The following is a 16,179-nucleotide window of genomic DNA, read 5'->3' as shown; positions in this document are numbered from 1 at the left end:
CTCTGAGGTATCGCCCTCCGGCACGGCATACGCCGCCGGCTGCGACACGCCGACGGACCGCGCAGTTTCGGGGAAACTGCCGTCTCGCACGGCGCGGCAGCAGGATCAGCGACGTTGCGCGGATCCTGACCTGTTGCCGGTCACTCAGCGGTCGGTGGCCAGCCGGGCGTGCAGGTGCTCGTCGTAGCGGCGGCCGTCGCCGTACCGGTACGACTCGCGCAGCGTCCCCTCGGCGGCGTAGCCGGCCCGGTCGGCCACCCGACAGGAGGCCGGGTTGGCCACCGCGTGGCACAGCTCCACCCGGTGCAGCCCGAGGTCGGCGAACGCCCAGTCGGTGAGCCGGACGACGGCGCGCACGGCCACCCCGCGCCCCCGCGCCGCCGGCGCCGTCCAGTACCCGACGGAGGCGTCGCCGTGGTGGATGGAGTGCAGCGACACCGAGCCCAGCAGCTCGCCGCCGGCCGCGGCGGTCACCGCCATCGAGGCGTGGTCGCCGCCGGACCAGTCGGCGCGGTGGCGCACCCACAGCAGGGCCGCCTCGTCGTCGATCGGGCCACCACCGTGCGGGTTCCACTGGGTGATGGCCGGGTCGCGCAGGGCGGCGCGCACCGCCGGAGCGTCGGCGTCCCGCCAGGGACGCAGCAACAGGTCGTCGGCGGTGAGCTCCACGTGTTCCACGAGGGCGGAGTCTGGCACACCGGGCCGATGCTCCGCCGCCGAATTACCGCCGCCTTTCTTCAAAACTGCACCAACGTGTCCCATCGACCGCGAGGACGTGATCCAGACGACCATCTGGAGCACTAGTTAAATTTTGAAAGAGTGCTATCGTCGTCATCGTGACCGAGAACCTGGACAGTGCCCGAGCGGCCGCCTGGCGCGCCTACATCGAGGCCAGCCAGCGTCTCTACACGCAGCTGGAAGAGGACCTGCGGGCCGACAGCGACCTGAGCTTCGCCGACTACCACGTGCTGGTGCTGCTCTCCGAGGCGCCGGGGCAACGGCTGCGGATGGGCGAGCTGGCCGGTCGACTGGTCTTCTCGCCCAGCCGGCTGACGTACCAGATCTCCTCGATGCAACGCCGAGGTCTCGTCAGCAAGGAGTCCTGCCCGGACGACCGACGGGGCAGCGAGGCGGTGCTCACCGCCGCCGGGCTGCTCACCCTGCGGGAAGCCGCACCCCACCATCTGGCGTCGGTGCGTACCCACCTCATGGACGACCTCGACGACGCCGAGGTCGCCTGCCTCACCCGGGTCTTCGAGCGACTCGGTGACCGCCTCCGGGCGACTCGGGCCAGCTCGACCACCCACGCAACGAACTAGGAGCCTCCGATGCCCGCGATCACCGTTGACAACGTCCTCGTCCTGCCCCGCCTGCCCAAGCTCGACGAGTCCACCAGGATCCGTCCGGTCCGCACGGTGACCACCGCGCCGAGCGGCTTCGAGGGTGAGGGTTTCCCGGTCCGACGGGCCTTCGCCGGGGTGCCGACCACCGACCTGGACCCGTTCATCCACCTCGACCAGATGGGTGAGGTGGACTACGCGCCGGGCGAGCCCAAGGGCACCCCGTGGCACCCGCACCGCGGCTTCGAGACCGTCACGTACATCATCGACGGCGTCTTCGACCACCAGGACTCGCACGGCGGCGGCGGCACCATCACCGACGGCGACACCCAGTGGATGACGGCCGGCAGCGGTCTGCTGCACATCGAGGCCCCGCCGGAGCACCTGGTGATGAGCGGTGGGCTCTTCCACGGCACCCAACTCTGGGTCAACCTGCCCCGCGCGGCCAAGATGAACCCACCCCGCTACCAGGACATCCGGGGCCGGGAGTCGGCGCTGCTCACCACGCCCGACGGTGGCGCGCTGATCCGGGTCATCGCCGGCGAGCTGGCCGGGCACCGCGGGCCGGGTTCCACCTTCACCCCGATCACCATGACGCACGTCACGGTGCAGCCGGGGGCGCAGGTCGACCTGCCCTGGCAGCCGGAGTTCAACGCCCTGGTGTACGTGCTCGGCGGGCGCGGCACCGTCGGCGCCGACCGGCGGCCGGTCCGCACCGGCCAGCTCGCGGTGCACGGTCCCGGTGACGCCCTGCGCTTCAGCGCGGACACCACGCAGGACAGCAACACCCCGGCGCTGGACCTCTACATCATGGGCGGCCAGCCGATCCGGGAGCCGGTGGCGCAGTACGGCCCGTTCGTGATGAACACCCGGGACGAGCTGGTTCAGGCGTTCGAGGACTTCCAGGCCGGCCGGCTCGGCGTGATCCCCACCGAGCGGCTGCCGCACACCGACGGTCAGGGCCGCCGGCCCTGACCACGGTCAGCCTCTGAGACCGGCGCCGGCGCCCCCGTTCACCGGGGGCGCTGGCGCCGCCTCAGGAGACCGCAAAAATCCCCGCCACGCCCAGAATGACCATCACCAACACCGCTACCAGCGCACCCCGTTCGCTCTCCACCGCCGGCTCGCGGTACTCGGTCACGGGATTCGTCGTCTCGCGGGGCATGGTGTGGCCTCCTCGGTTGTTGTCGCGTCGTCTCGACGGCGTCAGCCAGGTCACCGGTCTGCCGGCCTGGCGTGCGGACCCGCCTCGAGGGTCCTAGCGTGAGGACGTTGTCGACCTCCGGAGGGCTGGACGGTGCCGTTGCAGGACTGGTTCCTCACCGCGCGGGAACGGGCCAACCCGGTCTCTGGGTTACCCGTCTGGACCACGGGTAACCTCGCCGAGCCGCTGATTCACGGCGCGGCGTACTTCGACCGGCTGGTCGACGAGGTGGAGGCGCTGACGGCGGGAGACCACCTCTTCTTCACCGACTGGCGGGGTGACCCGGACCAACGGCTGCGCCCGGACGGCCCGACGGTGGCCCAGCTCTTCGCCCAGGCCGCCCAGCGTGGAGTGGTGGTCAAGGGCCTGATCTGGCGCTCACACCTCGACGCTCTGGCGTACAGCGAGGAGGAGAACCGCGACCTGAGCGAGGCGATCTCCGCCGCCGGCGGCGAGGTGCTCCTGGACCAGCGGGTCCGACGCGGCGGGTCGCACCACCAGAAGCTGGTGGTGCTGCGGCACCTCCGCGCCCCGGCACGGGACATCGCGTTCGCCGGGGGCATCGACCTGTGCCACAGCCGGCGGGACGACGCCGCGCACCACGGCGATCCGCAGCCGGTACGGATGTCTCCCCGGTACGGAACCAACCCGCCCTGGCACGACGTGCAGCTCGCGGTGCGCGGCCCGGTCGTCGGCGCGTTGGACACGGTGTTCCGGGAGCGCTGGACCGACCCGATGCCGATGGACTCGGAGAACCCGATGGCGTACCTGCGGGACCGGCTGCGCGGCTCGGACCTGAAGCCCGACCCGCTGCCCGAGCAGCCGGCCGACCCGCCGCCGTGCGGGCCGCACCAGATCCAGGTGCTGCGGACCTATCCCGCCGTCCGGCCGCGCTACTCCTTCGCCCCCGACGGCGAGCGGACGGTGGCCCGGGGCTACACGAAGGCGGTACGGCGCGCCCGCCGGCTCATCTACCTGGAGGACCAGTACCTCTGGTCGACGGAGGTGGCGGACCTGTTCGCGCACGCGCTGCGGGACAATCCGGAGCTGCACCTGGTCGCCGTGGTGCCCCGGCACCCGGACGTGGACGGCAGGCTCGCGCTACCGCCGAACATGGTCGGCCGCGAGCAGGCGCTGTCCCTGTGCGAGCAGGCCGCACCGGACCGGGTGCACGTCTTCGACGTGGAGAACCACGCCGGCAACCCGGTCTACGTGCACGCGAAGGTCTGCGTGGTCGACGACGTCTGGGCGAGCGTGGGCAGCGACAACTTCAACCGCCGCTCCTGGACGCACGACAGCGAGCTGTCCTGTGCGGTGCTCGACGACACCCGCGACGAGCGGGAGCCCACCGACCCCGGCGGGCAGGGCGACGGTGCGCGGGCCTTCGCCCGGGAGTTGCGGCTGCGGCTCTGGCGCGAGCACCTGGACCGCGACCCCTCCGGCGCGGACGACGGCGACCTGCTCGACCCGGCCGACGCCGTCGCCGTCGTCACGGCCGCCGCCGACGCGCTGCAACAGTGGTACGACGGCGGGCAGGTGGGCGACCGCCCGCCGGGCCGGCTGCGTCCGCACCGCCCGGAGCGGCTGCCGTGGTACACCCGCGCCTGGGCGCTGCCGGTGTACCGGCTGGTCTACGACCCCGACGGCAGGCCGCTGCGGGCCCGGTTGGCCGGCACCTGGTGAACCGACCGGGCCGGCGCCCCCGGCAGGCTGCCGCCCGGGTACACGCTCAGCCCACCGGGGTAGGCGAACGAGGAGCGCGGCGAGTAGTAGCCGAAGCCGATGGTCAACGGGTTGGCCGGGCGTAGCGCGTACATGGGGTGGCCGGGCTCCAGGAACTCGACCGACTCGATCAGGAACGGCGCGACCGGCTCCGCCACGAACGGGTAGACGGCGCTGAGCAGCTGGCCGTCGCGGCGGGTGAAGTAACGGTGGTGGCCACTGCTGATCACGTGGCCGGTCTCCCCCACCTGGCACCGGGCCCGGATCAGCGGCGCGCCGTCGGCCTCGGTGACGGAGACCAGGTCACTGCCGTGCACCTCGATGCTGGTGTGGCCGGTGATCGCCGGGGCGCCCCGGGCGGCGGCGTAGTCGCGGACCGTCCGGCTGGAGGCCACGTAGTGGGTCCACCAGCCGCCCGGGCTCAGCCCGCCGGGGGCGTCGACCCCGGTGAGCGAGACGCCGAGGTAGGTCAGCGAGTACGCGCCGAAGCCGGAGGTCTGCGTCTCGTCGTCGACGACGTACTGGTTGAGGAACACCTGCCGGTCCGGGCGGGGGCGCAGCCCCGGGGGGACGAGCGCGGCCACGGCGTCCGGATCCGCCGGCAGCCAGCTGAAGTAGAGCGTGCGACTGTTCAGGACGAGCTGGGGAGCGGCTGGATCGAGCACGGTGCCTCCGAACCGGGTGTGTACAGCGACGCTACGGCGGTCCCACCGGTGGGACAACGACGGATAGTCGACAGATCCGCCCGGATGTCGGATTTCATGTTGACCGCTCGGCCGATCCGGGTGGGCCGACCGGTCGAGTGAGAGGGATGACCCGGTCGCCCCAGCGCCGGCCGGAAGAACCGGTAAGGGACCTCACAACCCTCCGGACTTCCGCCCCGTTTGGCGGCATTCATGATTCAAATTCCGTTAAGTACATCAGCCTTTCGGCTGGATTTCGGGGAGACGATCAGGTTAAGGTGAGTCCCGAACGGCCCATACGAAGCTAAACCAAAGCGTCGCGTCTTTTTTGTCCGCGGACGAGGTGCAGGGAGGACCACCCATGACCGCGCCAACGATCACCGAGCAGGCGAGCACGACGGCAACGAGCACCAGGCTGGACCCGCAGTCGCCCACCGACAGCGCCGCCGACGTGCTCAACGCCATGGCCGCGCTGCCCGCCAACCACCCGTCGCGTGCCGCGCTCCGCGACCGGGCGATCGAGGCCTGGCTGCCGCTCGCCAACCACCTCGCCCACCGCTACAGCGGGCGGGGCGAGCCCACCGACGACCTGGCGCAGACCGCCGCGGTCGGCCTGATCAAGGCCATCGACAAGTTCGACCCGTCGCGCGGTGTCGACTTCGCCGGCTACGCGATCCCCACCATCATCGGCGAGCTCAAGCGCCACTTCCGCGACCGCACGTGGGACATCCGGGTGCCCCGCCGCCTCCAGGAGCTGCGGCTGGCCATCTCCGACGCCAACAACTCGCTCCTGCAGACCCTCGGCCGCTCGCCGACGGTCGCCGACATCGCCGCCCACCTCAAGCTCACCGAGGAAGAGGTCCTGGAGGGCCTGGAGGGCGCCCGCGCCTACAACGCCGTGTCGCTGTCCACCCCGACCGGCGACGGCGAGCGGGCCACCGAGCTGGGTGACATGCTCGGCGGCGAGGACAGCGAGTTCGAGCTGGCGGAGCTGCGGGTCGCCCTCGGCCCGGCGCTGGCCACGCTCGACGAGCGGGAGCAGAAGATCCTGACCCTGCGCTTCTACGGCAACCTGACCCAGTCGCAGATCGCCGAGCAGATCGGCGTCTCGCAGATGCACGTCTCCCGGCTGCTGGCCCGGGCGCTGACCAAGCTGCGCGGCCAGCTCGACGGCACGTACTGAGCAGTTCACGGTTGAGGGCCGGGTCGGCGGACCCGGCCCTCACTCGCACCACCCACTGTCACGCGAACGTGACAGTCGGTCCGACCGGCCGGGCCCTCCCCTCTCGGGGCAGCGGCCCGGCCGGTCCGGTCAGCGGCCCGCCGGCTCCCGCCACATCGGCCAGAACGGCGTGCCATCGGGCACCCGGAACGGCTCGCCGGCCCGGTAGCCGTGCCGCGCGTACAGGTCCCGGCTGCGAGGGCTGCTCGCCTCCAGGTAGGCCGGCATCCCGTTCTCGTCCAGCCAGGCGTGGTGGTGCGCCAGCAGCGCGGTGCCCAGCCCCTGCCCCTGGCGGCCCGGCTCGGTCGCCAGGAAGGCCAGGTGGTGGTGATCCGAATGCGGGTGGTTGGCCTCGAACAGCTCGTCGAGATGCTGGAACCGGTCGGTCCACTCACCGCAGGCGGCGGCGAGCCGGGCGTCGTAGTTGGCCGGCGGCGCGGGCGGCTCGCCGACCGACGGGAACCAGACCGCGACCGCGGCCCGGTCCGAAGTGGCGTGGACGAGGCCGTGTCGCATCGCGTGCCCGACCAGGATCTCGAAGTCCCCGGCCAGCACGGCCTCCCGCTTGCTCGCGTCGGGCACCAACCAGCGCGTCACCTCCAGCGCGGTGAACGCCTCGGCGATGCGGCCAGCCACCAGCGCGGTGTCGTCCCGTCCCAGCCGTTCGATGGCCACACTCATCGGGGCACCTCCGTTGCGGCGGGCGCCGGCGGCTGGTCCGCCGGCCGCACGGCGGCGGCGGCGCTCGCCGCGCCGAGGCCGATCCGGGCGTACGTGTCCGGGCGGCTGTTGCGCAGCACCAGCGCCCAGCCGACGCCCAGCGCGGCCGCCACCGGGTACACCGCGGGCAGCGCCCAGCGCAGGGAGGAGTCCGGCGCGACGCCGAGCAGGTCGGCGAAGTTCGACACGGCCAGCCAGATGATCACGAAGAGCGCGGCGGTGGCCAGGCCGGGCGCGATGGCCCGCCGCCAGAGCGTCTCGCCGCCGCCGGAGCGGACGAAGTAGGCGATCACCGCCACCGAGGTGGTGGCGATCAGCAGCAGCACCCCGAACCCGCCGGTGGTGCCGCCCCAGAAGAACAGCTTGACCACCGGGTCCCAGCCGTTGATCGCGTACAGCAGGATGACCAGCAGGCCGAAGACGCTCTGCGCCACGGAGGCGGCCCGCGGGGCGCCGCTGCGCGGCGAGGTCTGCCCGAACACCGCCGGCAGCACCCGCTCCCTACCGAGCGCGAACGTGTAGCGGGCCGTGGTGTTGTGGAAGGAGATCATCGCGGCCAGCACCGAGGTCAGGAAGAGCGCCTGGCCGATGGTGACGGCGGTGTCGCCCAGGTGCTCGGCCGCCAGGTTGAAGATCAGCCCGACGCTCTGCTCGCCGGCCGCGGCGACGATCTGGTCCGGCCCGACGGCGACGGCCATGGTCCAGGAGGAGAGCGCGTACAGGGCGGCGATGATCACCACCGAGAGGTACGTGGCCAGCGGCACCGTCCGCTTCGGGTCCTTGCTCTCCTCGCTGAACACCACCGCGGACTCGAAGCCGACGAACCCGAGGATGGCCAGCACCAGCACCGCGCCCACGCCGGGCACGAAGAGGTTGTCCGGCGAGAACGAGGTGAAGCTGACCTCGCCGCCGGCCGGGTTGCCGAGCTGTCCCAGGTCGAAGATGAGGATCACCACGATCTCGGCGACCAGCAGCGCCGCGAGCACCAGGCCGTTGATGTCGACCCGGAGCAGGCCGAGCAGGGCGACCAGCGCCCACGCCACCAGGGCCACGACCGCCCAGTGCGGGTGCCCCCCGAAGATCCGGTCGAGCACCGGCTCGGCGGCGACGCCGATGGTGCCGTAGAGCCCGACCTGGAGCGCGTTGTACGCGATCAGCGCCACCCAGGCGGCGCCCACGCCGGCCGGCCGGCCCAGGCCCCGGGAGATGTAGGCGTAGAAGGCGCCGGCGTTCTCCACCCGGCGCGACATCGCCACGTAGCCCACCGAGAACAGGGCGAGCACCGCGGCGACCACCAGGAAGGCCAGCGGAATGCCGGTCACCCCGATCACGCCGTAGCCGGTGGTGACGACACCGGCCACCACGGTCAGCGGCGCGGCGGCGCCGACGGCGGCCTCGGTGTGCCCGACGAGTTCCTTCAGGGGCGCCGGCAGCGCGGGGATGAGGACGTTCAGCCGGTGGTGCGCGCGGGGGCCGGCGCTCCACAACACCTCGCGGGTCAGCCCCGCGGCCACGACCAGGCCGAGCAGCAGGGCGTCCGGGACGCTCGGCGGGTCCGGCCGGTCCAGCAGTGCCCGCAGCCGGGTGGCCGGCCAGGCCACCGCGTTGAGGTCGATCGGCAGGTAGCTGACGGAGGTGCGCAGCAGCCGGCGGGTCTCCTGCCGGCGCAGCATGCCGGCCCGGGCCAGCCGCTCCCCCACTGAGGTCGTCGCGCTCTGCGCCAGGAAGCTGAGCCAGGTGCCGACCGCCTGGTGCTGCGACTCGCCGACCAACTGGTCGAGCACGGTGTGCGCCAGCGCGTCGCCCGGGGGGCGCCGGTCGATGACCGTGACCTGACCGCCCGAGACCGTGATGTGTCCATAGAGGATCAGCTCGCCGAGCAGCCCGCCGGCCAGCCCGAGACCGGTCGCGGCCGGATGGAGCTTCGCCTTGCCACGACTGTCGTTGTGAGCGATCAGGAAGAACTCGTCGGCGATGAGCAAACGGTCCTCCCGCACGGGTGTGTGTCCACAGTGATCGCGACCGGGAAAGGATGCACCGACAGCTACCGCAATGCAACTCCCAGATTTGAAAGTTGCACTCCGTGCAGGCGCGACCTGCGGATCTTGTCGTGACAGACTCGGACGGTGACCGCCACCCCCGCCATTCGGCCCACCGCCAGCCCGACCGTGCGCCGCCGACGCATTGCCCGCGAGCTGCGCCAACTCCGGGAACGCGCGGGCATGACCCTCGATGTGGCGGCCCGCCAACTCGACATGTCCAAGAGCAACCTCTCCCGGATCGAGAACGCGCAGATCGGCATCAAGCCGCGCGACGTCCGGGCGGCGCTCGCGCTCTACCAGGTGACCGGGGCGGACGCCGAGGCGCTGATCGAGATCGCCCGGGGCGCCCAGCAGCGGGGCTGGTGGCAGAACTACAGCGACGTGCTGCCCGAGTGGTTCGAGTTCTACGTCGGGCTGGAGGCCGAGGCGGCGGCGCTGCGCACGTACGAGGCCGAGTCGGTGCCCGGACTGCTCCAGACCGAGGCGTACGCCCGGGAGATCTACCGGCGTACCGCCGGCGAGGACGGCCTGGAGCGCAAGGTGGCCGCCCGGCTGCACCGGCAGGAGGTGCTGCGCCGCGACGACCCGGTCCAGTTGTCGGTGGTGCTCAACGAGGCGGTGCTGTTGCGTCCGGTCGGCGGCAGCGCCGTGATGGCCCAGCAACTGATCCACATGAGTCAGATCGCACAACTACCCAACGTGACAATCCAGGTACTTCCGTTCGCGTCCGGCGGGCACCCGGCGATGAGCACCCCGTACGTGATCCTCAACTTCGCCGACACCGCCGACGCTTCCGTGGTTTACCTGGATAACCTCTCGATGGGGCTGGCTCTGGAGGATGCCGACCAGGTGCTCCGGTATAGCCTTCTGCACGAGGAGCTGTGCCGGATGGCGCTCGATCCGGCGGCGTCGTTGACCCGCCTCGAGCAGGCTTCTCGTAACTGTGCGTGACCGCGTCTGCGGCACGCCGACGCAGACGAGAGGTACCGCGGATGACGGCGCACGACCTGACCCGGGCGGACTGGCGCACCAGCACGCGCAGCAGCGGCAACGGCAACTGCGTGGAGGTCGCGACAGCCGACGGGCAGGTCGCCGTCCGGGACAGCAAGGACCGGTCCGGTCCGGTGCTCGCCTTCGACCCGTCGACCTGGCGGACCTTCCTGCACGGGCTCGACGAGGTCCGCCGCCGCTGAGCGGCCCGGGCCGGTGCGAGACTGGGCCGTGCTCTCCGACGTAACCCTGGACCTGCCGGTACGCCCGGTGCTGCCGGCGCTGATCGCGGCGCTCGACGCGGCCGGCGCCGGCGTCCTGGTGGCACCGCCGGGCACCGGCAAGACCACCCTGGCTCCGCTGGCCGTGGCCGACCGGGTCACCGGCCGGGTGGTGATCGCGCAACCCCGCCGGGTGGCCGCCCGCGCCGCCGCCCGGCGGATGGCCGAGCTGCTCGGCGAGCGGGTGGGCGACCGGGTCGGCTACGCGGTACGCGGCGAGCGCCGGATCGGCCCGAACACCCGGGTGGAGGTGGTCACCACCGGCCTGCTGGTCCGCCGGCTGCACCACGACCCGGAGCTGCCCGGCACCGACGCGGTGCTGCTCGACGAGTGCCACGAGCGGCACCTCGACGCCGATCTCGCGCTGGCCTTCACGGTGGAGGCACGCGCCACCCTCCGGCCGGACCTGTTGCTGCTGGCGATGTCGGCCACCCCGGACACCGACCGGTTCGCCGCGCTGCTCGGCGGGCCCACCCCGGCCCCGGTCGTCCGCGCCGAGTCGGCACTGCACCCGGTGCAGCGGATCTGGGCGCCGCCAGCGCGGCGGATCGCCCCGCCCGGGGCCGGGCCGGTGGACCGGGGCCTGCTCGACCACGTGGCGGCCACCGTCCGCCGGGCGCTGCGCGAGCGGGACGGGGACGTGCTGGTCTTCCTCCCCGGTGCCGGGGAGATCGCGGCGGTCGCCAGCCGGCTGGCCGATCTGCGGGACTCCGTCGAGTTGCTGCCGCTGCACGGCCGGCAGCGCGGCGCCGAGCAGGACGCGGCCCTGCGCCCACGACCGCTCCGGATCGCCGACGCGACAGGCGGCACAGCCGCCGCTGGTCGACGCCGCGTGGTGCTGGCCACCGCGCTGGCCGAGACCAGCCTGACCGTGCCCGGCGTGCGGGTGGTGGTCGACGCCGGGCTGTCCCGGGTCCCCCGCACCGACCTGGCCCGCGGGCTCGGCGCGCTGGTCACCGTGCCGGTCTCCCGAGCCGCCGCCACCCAGCGGGCCGGCCGGGCCGGCCGGGAGGCCCCCGGTTACGTCTACCGCTGCTGGTCCGCGGCGACGCACGAGCGGCTGCCGGCCCGGCCGGAGCCGGAGATCGCCACCGCCGACCTGACCGGCTTCGCGCTGGAGCTGGCCGCCTGGGGCCAGCCGGACGGTGTCGGTCTCGCGCTGCCCGACCCGCCACCGGCGGCGGCGATGGCCCGCCCCCGCGGGGTGATCCGGCCGGCGGGCGCGCCTCGGAGACCGGGCGACGTGCCAGCTCCGTCGTGGAAGCCGGCCGAGCTGTGGCTCTCGGCTCCGCGGGGCGTGCCGGCTCCGGTGGGCTTGCTGACGACCTGGCCGCCGGGCTGCTGGTCGGGCTGGCGTACCCCGAACGGCTGGCCCGCGTGCGGCGGCCGGGCGGTTCGGCGTACCTGATGACCGGTGGGACCGCCGCGGAGCTGGCGCCCGGGTCGGGGCTGACCGGGTCCGACTGGCTGGCGGTGGCCGTCGCGGACCGCACCCCCGGCGCGCCGTCGGCCCGGATCCGCCGCGCCACGCCGGTGGACGAGGCGACGGCCCGGGAGGCGGCCGGCCCGCTGCTGTCCACGCTCCGGGAGGTCGGTTGGGCCGACGGGGACGTGGTGGCCCGGGAGGTGACCCGGCTGGGGGCGATCGAGCTGCGGGAGCGGCGGCTGGACCGCCCGGACCGGGCGGAGGTGGCGGCGGCACTGCTGACCGGCCTGCGCCAGGAGGGGCTGGGGATGCTGTCCTGGACGCCGGCGGCCCGGGCCCTGCGCGAGCGGCTGGCGTTCAGCCGGCACCACCTCGGCGCGCCGTGGCCGGACGTGGGCGACGAGGCGCTGCTCGCCGCCGCGCCGACCTGGCTGGGCCCGGAGCTCTCCGCCGCCCGGCGCCGCGCCGACCTGGCCCGGGTGGACGTGGCCTCCGCGCTGCGCCGGCTGCTGCCGTGGGCACAGGCCGCCCAGCTGGACGAGCTGGCCCCCGAGCGGATCGCCGTGCCGAGCGGTTCGCGGGTCCGGGTGGACTACGCCGACCCGGCGGCGCCGGTACTGGCCGTGAAGCTCCAGGAGACGTTCGGCTGGCCGGCGGCCCCGCGCATCGCCGGCGGCCGGGTGCCGGTGCTGCTGCACCTGCTGTCCCCCGCCGGGCGGCCGGTGGCGGTCACGGCCGACCTGGCGTCGTTCTGGCGTACCGGCTACCCGCAGGTCCGCTCGGAGCTGCGCGGCCGTTACCCCCGGCACCCCTGGCCGGAGGACCCGGCGACCGCGACGCCCACCCGGCACGCCACACCACGCCGGCGCTGAGGCCGGTTACTCCTCCACCACGTCGGCCACCACCACGGTGACGTTGTCCGGCCCGCCGGCGTGCAGCGCCAGGTCGATCAGCTTGCCGGCGCAGGCGGCCCGGTCGGGGTAGCCGGTGAGGACCTCGGCGAGGGTGTCCGGGCGGACCACGTTGGAGAGACCGTCGCTGCACAGCAGCCACCGGTCGCCGGCCCGGGGCACCATCGTCGCGTACGACGGGGAGACGTCGTCGCCCTGCAACGCCTGGGTGACCACCGCGCGGCGCGGGTGGCTGCTGGCCTGGTCCGCGGTGATCACGCCCTGGTCCACCAGCATCTGGACGAAGGTGTCGTCCCGGGTGACCTGCTTGAGCACCCCCTCGCGGAGCAGGTAGGCCCGCGAGTCGCCGACGTGGGCGAGAGCAAGGCAGCTGCCGGTACGGGCGAAGAGCAGGGCGGTCAGCGTGGTGCCCATGCCCTGGCGCTCGGGATCCTCCGTGACCGCCTGGCGGATCCGGGCGGTGGCCAGCGCGATGCCACCCTGGAGCGCGGCCACCAGGGCGTCCTCGGGAGTCTCCACATCCAGCGGGGCGATCGCGTCGATGGTGAGGGCGCTGGCGAGGTCGCCGGCGGCCATCCCGCCCATGCCGTCGGCGACGGCGACGAGCCAGGCGCCGGCGTGCAGGGCGTCCTGGTTTCCGCTGCGGATCAGCCCACGGTCGCTCGTTCCCACGGAACGCAGCTTCAGGGTCATGGGAGGCAGCCTGCCAGGCGAAGGGCGCAGTTGTCTCTAGGAGATCAGGACGGCGGCGCGTGGCGCGGCGAATCTCACGTACCCGCCCCGCGCGTCGCAGTCCCCCGGTCCGGTGTCGTGCCGAGCCGCCGCCCTCGTCGGACGTCGAAAGCCATCCAGTCGGATCGATTGACACGGCGCGCCTTCGCTGGAAACATCGAGCCGATACTTGGGAGCGCTCCCAGGTCACCACCACCACACCCGTCCCCGTACCGTCCCGGAAGGACTCCCCGTGACGCCATCCCGACGCCGCCTCCTGCTGGCTGCGGCGACCACTCTGGCCCTCACCGGCGCGGGCGCCGGCGCGGCCTCCGCCGACCCGCCACCGGACGCCCCCGAGCAGATCGACAACGGCGACTTCAGTGCCGGGGTGAGCCCCTGGTTCTCGTTCGGCACCGGCGCGCTCGCGGTCACCGACGGCCGGCTCTGCACCACCGTCCCCGGCGGGCTGGCCAACCCCTGGGATGCCGGCATCGGCCAGGACGGTGTGCCGTTGGTCGCCGGCGCCGAGTACACCCTCGGCTTCGCCGTCTCCGCCACTCCCGGTACCGCGGTCAAGGCCGTCCTCCAGCTCGGCAGCGCCCCGTACACCACGTACGCCGCCGTGGACGCCACCGCCACCGCCACCGCCCAGCGGGTCGAGCAGACCTTCACCGTCCCGGACGACAACCCCGGCGCCCAGCTGATCTTCCAGGTCGGGGGCGCCGCCGAGACGCAGACCGTCTGTCTGGACGACGTCTCGCTGCGCGGCGGCGAGCCGCCCGAGCCGTACGAGCCGGACACCGGGCCACGGGTGCGGGTCAACCAGGTGGGCTACCTGCCCGGCGGGCCGAAGAACGCCACCGTGGTCACCGAGGCCACCGAGCCGCTGCCCTGGCAGCTGCGCTCGGCCGCCGGCACGGTCCTGGCCAGCGGCACCACCACCGCCCGGGGCGTCGACGACGCCTCCGGCCAGAACGTGCACACGGCCGACTTCTCCGGCTACCGCACGGCGGGCAGCGGGCTGACGCTCACCGTGGACGGCGAGACCAGCCACCCGTTCGACATCTCCGGCACCCTCTACGACCGGCTGCGCGCCGACTCGCTCCAGTTCTTCTACGCCCAACGCAGCGGCATCGCCATCGACGGCCACCTGATCGGCGACGAGTACGCCCGACCGGCCGGCCACCTCGGGGTGGCGCCCAACCAGGGCGACACCAGCGTGCCCTGCCAGCAGGGCGTCTGCGACTACTCCCTGGACGTGCGCGGCGGGTGGTACGACGCGGGCGACCACGGCAAGTACGTGGTCAACGGCGGAATCGCGACCTACCAGCTGCTGAACACCTTCGAGCGCACCAGGACGGCGGTCACGGCGGGTGGCGGCGCCGGTCTCGCCGACGGCACGCTGCGGGTGCCCGAACGCGACAACGGCGTGCCGGACATCCTCGACGAGGCCCGCTGGGAACTGGAGTTCCTCCTGCGCATGCAGGTGCCGGCCGGCAAGCCGCTGGCCGGGATGGTCCACCACAAAATCCACGACCGGAACTGGACCGGCCTGCCGCTCGCCCCGCACGACGACCCGCAGCCCCGCGAGCTGCACCCGCCGTCCACCGCGGCCACGCTCAACCTGGCGGCCACCGCCGCCCAGTGCGCGCGGCTCTACGCCCCCTACGACGCGGCGTTCGCGGCCCGCTGCGCCACCGCCGCGACGACCGCCTACGCCGCGGCCAAGGCGCACCCCGCGGTGTACGCCAGCCCCAGCGACAGCACCGGCGGCGGCGCGTACGACGACACGAACGTCACCGACGAGTTCTACTGGGCCGCCGTCGAGCTGTACCTGAGCACCGGCGCGCAGGCGTACCTGACCGACCTGACCGCGTCCCCGCACCACACCGGCGACGTGTTCGCCCCGCAGGGCTTCGGCTGGCAGAGCACCGCCGCGCTCGGCCGCCTCGACCTGGCCACCGTGCCGAACGGGCTGCCCGCCGCCGACCTGGCCCGGATCCGCGCCTCGGTCACCGGCGCCGCCGACGCGTACCTCGCCGAGCTGCGCCGGCAGGCGTACGGGCTGCCGATGCCCGGGGACGAGAGCAGCTACTTCTGGGGCGCCAACAGCAACATCATCAACAACGCGGTCGTGCTGGCCACCGCCTTCGACCTGACCCGCGACGCCGTCTACCGCGACGGCGCCGTGCAGGCGATGGACTACATCTTCGGCCGCAACGCGCTCAACATCTCGTACGTCACCGGGTGGGGCGAGCACGCGGCGGAGAACCAGCACAGCCGGATCTTCGGCCACCAGCTCGACCCGAACCTGCCGCGCCCGCCCGCCGGCTCCCTCGCCGGCGGCGCGAACGCCGCCCTCCAGGACCCGTTCGCGGCGCAACTGCTCGCCGGCTGCAAGCCGATGTTCTGCTACGTCGACGACATCAACTCGTACGCGACCAACGAGGTGGCGATCAACTGGAACTCGGCGCTGGCCTGGATCGCCTCGTTCCTGGCCGACCAGCGTGACGCCGGCGCGGTGCCGGCCACCACCTGCGCGGTGAGCTACACCAACTATGGCGCCTGGCAGGGCGGGAGCGGGTTCACCGCCCAGCTGACCGTCCGCAACACCGGTGCCACGGCCGTCAACGGCTGGAGCGTCCGGTTCGCGTTCACCGGCGACCAGCGGGTGCGTGAGGCGTGGCTGGCGAAGGTCACCCAGTCCGGCGCGACGGTGACCGCGCGCAACGAGTCGTACAACGCCCGGATCGCGCCCGGCGGCACGGTGACGTTCGGCTTCAACGCCACCACCGGCGGCGGTGCCAACCCGAACCCGGGCCTGGTCACGGTCAACGGCGCCGGCTGCACGCTCTCCTGACCGGTACGGCTGGTGGCCGCTCTTCCGGGCGGCCACCAGCTGCCGGGGCCCTCATGATCACTTG

General features: G+C 73.3%; 13 protein-coding genes and 2 pseudogenes. 8 read left to right on the top strand and 7 right to left on the bottom strand.

Features of this window, described 5'->3' with window-relative positions; translation table 11 throughout:
* Positions 1 to 144: 144 nt before the first annotated feature.
* A complete protein-coding gene (locus tag DKT68_RS20490) occupies positions 145 to 678 on the bottom strand; it encodes a GNAT family N-acetyltransferase (protein ID WP_109819021.1) in 534 nt (177 codons plus the stop codon).
* Positions 679 to 836: 158 nt separating this feature from the next.
* Here DKT68_RS20490 and DKT68_RS20485 point away from each other — a divergent pair, with 158 nt between their 5' ends.
* The gene (locus tag DKT68_RS20485) at positions 837 to 1,319 is read left to right on the top strand and encodes a MarR family winged helix-turn-helix transcriptional regulator (protein ID WP_109819020.1); all 483 of its coding nucleotides are present in this window, start codon (positions 837 to 839) and stop codon (positions 1,317 to 1,319) included.
* Positions 1,320 to 1,328: 9 nt separating this feature from the next.
* Entirely contained in the window at positions 1,329 to 2,315 is a 987-nt protein-coding gene (locus tag DKT68_RS20480) for a pirin family protein (RefSeq protein WP_109819019.1), read from the top strand.
* A gap of 61 nt (positions 2,316 to 2,376) precedes the next feature.
* Here DKT68_RS20480 and DKT68_RS32445 read toward each other — a convergent pair whose 3' ends face one another.
* Positions 2,377 to 2,505, bottom strand: a complete 129-nt coding sequence (locus tag DKT68_RS32445) for a hypothetical protein (RefSeq protein WP_255421212.1) — start codon at positions 2,503 to 2,505, stop codon at positions 2,377 to 2,379.
* A 132-nt stretch (positions 2,506 to 2,637) separates the two neighbouring features.
* Here DKT68_RS32445 and DKT68_RS20475 point away from each other — a divergent pair, with 132 nt between their 5' ends.
* Entirely contained in the window at positions 2,638 to 4,227 is a 1,590-nt protein-coding gene (locus DKT68_RS20475; protein ID WP_109819018.1) for a phospholipase D family protein, read from the top strand.
* Here DKT68_RS20475 and DKT68_RS20470 read toward each other — a convergent pair.
* Positions 4,176 to 4,931: an acetoacetate decarboxylase family protein gene (locus DKT68_RS20470; protein ID WP_109819017.1), complete on the bottom strand. Its 756-nt coding sequence runs from the start codon at positions 4,929 to 4,931 to the stop codon at positions 4,176 to 4,178. The genes DKT68_RS20475 and DKT68_RS20470 overlap by 52 nt on opposite strands.
* Positions 4,932 to 5,310: 379 nt before the next feature.
* Here DKT68_RS20470 and DKT68_RS20465 point away from each other — a divergent pair, with 379 nt between their 5' ends.
* Positions 5,311 to 6,132, top strand: coding sequence for a SigB/SigF/SigG family RNA polymerase sigma factor (locus DKT68_RS20465; RefSeq protein WP_109819016.1), 822 nt, complete (start codon positions 5,311 to 5,313; stop codon positions 6,130 to 6,132).
* 129 nt (positions 6,133 to 6,261) lie between these two features.
* Here the strand turns inward: DKT68_RS20465 and DKT68_RS20460 are convergent, their stop codons facing one another.
* From DKT68_RS20460 to DKT68_RS32115, 3 genes and pseudogenes are all read right to left on the bottom strand, one after another.
* Positions 6,262 to 6,852 (bottom strand): GNAT family N-acetyltransferase, encoded by a 591-nt coding sequence (locus DKT68_RS20460; protein WP_109819015.1) that lies wholly within the window; start codon positions 6,850 to 6,852, stop codon positions 6,262 to 6,264.
* Positions 6,849 to 8,261 (bottom strand): APC family permease, encoded by a 1,413-nt coding sequence (locus DKT68_RS20455; protein ID WP_236646999.1) that lies wholly within the window; start codon positions 8,259 to 8,261, stop codon positions 6,849 to 6,851. Before DKT68_RS20455 ends, DKT68_RS20460 begins: the two co-directional genes overlap by 4 nt.
* Before the next feature lie 6 nt (positions 8,262 to 8,267).
* A pseudogene (locus DKT68_RS32115) lies at positions 8,268 to 8,888 on the bottom strand (GOLPH3/VPS74 family protein); the annotation flags it as partial.
* A gap of 171 nt (positions 8,889 to 9,059) precedes the next feature.
* Between DKT68_RS32115 and DKT68_RS20450 the strand changes: the two are divergent.
* The 3 genes and pseudogenes from DKT68_RS20450 to DKT68_RS20440 all read left to right on the top strand — a co-directional run bounded on the left by DKT68_RS20450 (position 9,060) and on the right by DKT68_RS20440 (position 12,502).
* Positions 9,060 to 9,884, top strand: coding sequence for a helix-turn-helix domain-containing protein (locus DKT68_RS20450; protein ID WP_269089865.1), 825 nt, complete (start codon positions 9,060 to 9,062; stop codon positions 9,882 to 9,884).
* Positions 9,885 to 9,925: 41 nt separating this feature from the next.
* The gene (locus tag DKT68_RS20445; RefSeq protein WP_109819013.1) at positions 9,926 to 10,126 is read left to right on the top strand and encodes a DUF397 domain-containing protein; all 201 of its coding nucleotides are present in this window, start codon (positions 9,926 to 9,928) and stop codon (positions 10,124 to 10,126) included.
* A gap of 28 nt (positions 10,127 to 10,154) precedes the next feature.
* A pseudogene (locus DKT68_RS20440) lies at positions 10,155 to 12,502 on the top strand (ATP-dependent RNA helicase).
* A gap of 6 nt (positions 12,503 to 12,508) precedes the next feature.
* Here the strand turns inward: DKT68_RS20440 and DKT68_RS20435 are convergent.
* Positions 12,509 to 13,234, bottom strand: a complete 726-nt coding sequence (locus tag DKT68_RS20435) for a PP2C family protein-serine/threonine phosphatase (RefSeq protein ID WP_109819012.1) — start codon at positions 13,232 to 13,234, stop codon at positions 12,509 to 12,511.
* A gap of 271 nt (positions 13,235 to 13,505) precedes the next feature.
* Here DKT68_RS20435 and DKT68_RS20430 point away from each other — a divergent pair, with 271 nt between their 5' ends.
* Positions 13,506 to 16,115, top strand: coding sequence for a glycoside hydrolase family 9 protein (locus DKT68_RS20430; protein WP_109819011.1), 2,610 nt, complete (start codon positions 13,506 to 13,508; stop codon positions 16,113 to 16,115).
* The last annotated feature ends 64 nt before the right edge of the window (positions 16,116 to 16,179 follow it).

The sequence above is a fragment of the Micromonospora acroterricola genome, from assembly GCF_003172955.1.
In the GTDB taxonomy this organism is placed as follows: Bacteria; Actinomycetota; Actinomycetes; order Mycobacteriales; family Micromonosporaceae; genus Micromonospora; species Micromonospora acroterricola.
Note: the sequence above shows the minus strand (reverse complement) of the source record. Positions and strands in the feature narration are given on the sequence as shown.

Bases quoted from the DNA above. Each gene is read 5' to 3' on its own strand.
- DKT68_RS20460 (WP_109819015.1), bottom strand. From the start codon at position 6,852: ATGAGTGTGGCCATCGAACGGCTGGGACGGGACGACACCGCGCTGGTG.
- DKT68_RS20480 (WP_109819019.1), top strand. From the start codon at position 1,329: ATGCCCGCGATCACCGTTGACAACGTCCTCGTCCTGCCCCGCCTGCCC.
- DKT68_RS32445 (WP_255421212.1), bottom strand. From the start codon at position 2,505: ATGCCCCGCGAGACGACGAATCCCGTGACCGAGTACCGCGAGCCGGCG.
- DKT68_RS20435 (WP_109819012.1), bottom strand. From the start codon at position 13,234: ATGACCCTGAAGCTGCGTTCCGTGGGAACGAGCGACCGTGGGCTGATC.
- DKT68_RS20465 (WP_109819016.1), top strand. From the start codon at position 5,311: ATGACCGCGCCAACGATCACCGAGCAGGCGAGCACGACGGCAACGAGC.
- DKT68_RS20445 (WP_109819013.1), top strand. From the start codon at position 9,926: ATGACGGCGCACGACCTGACCCGGGCGGACTGGCGCACCAGCACGCGC.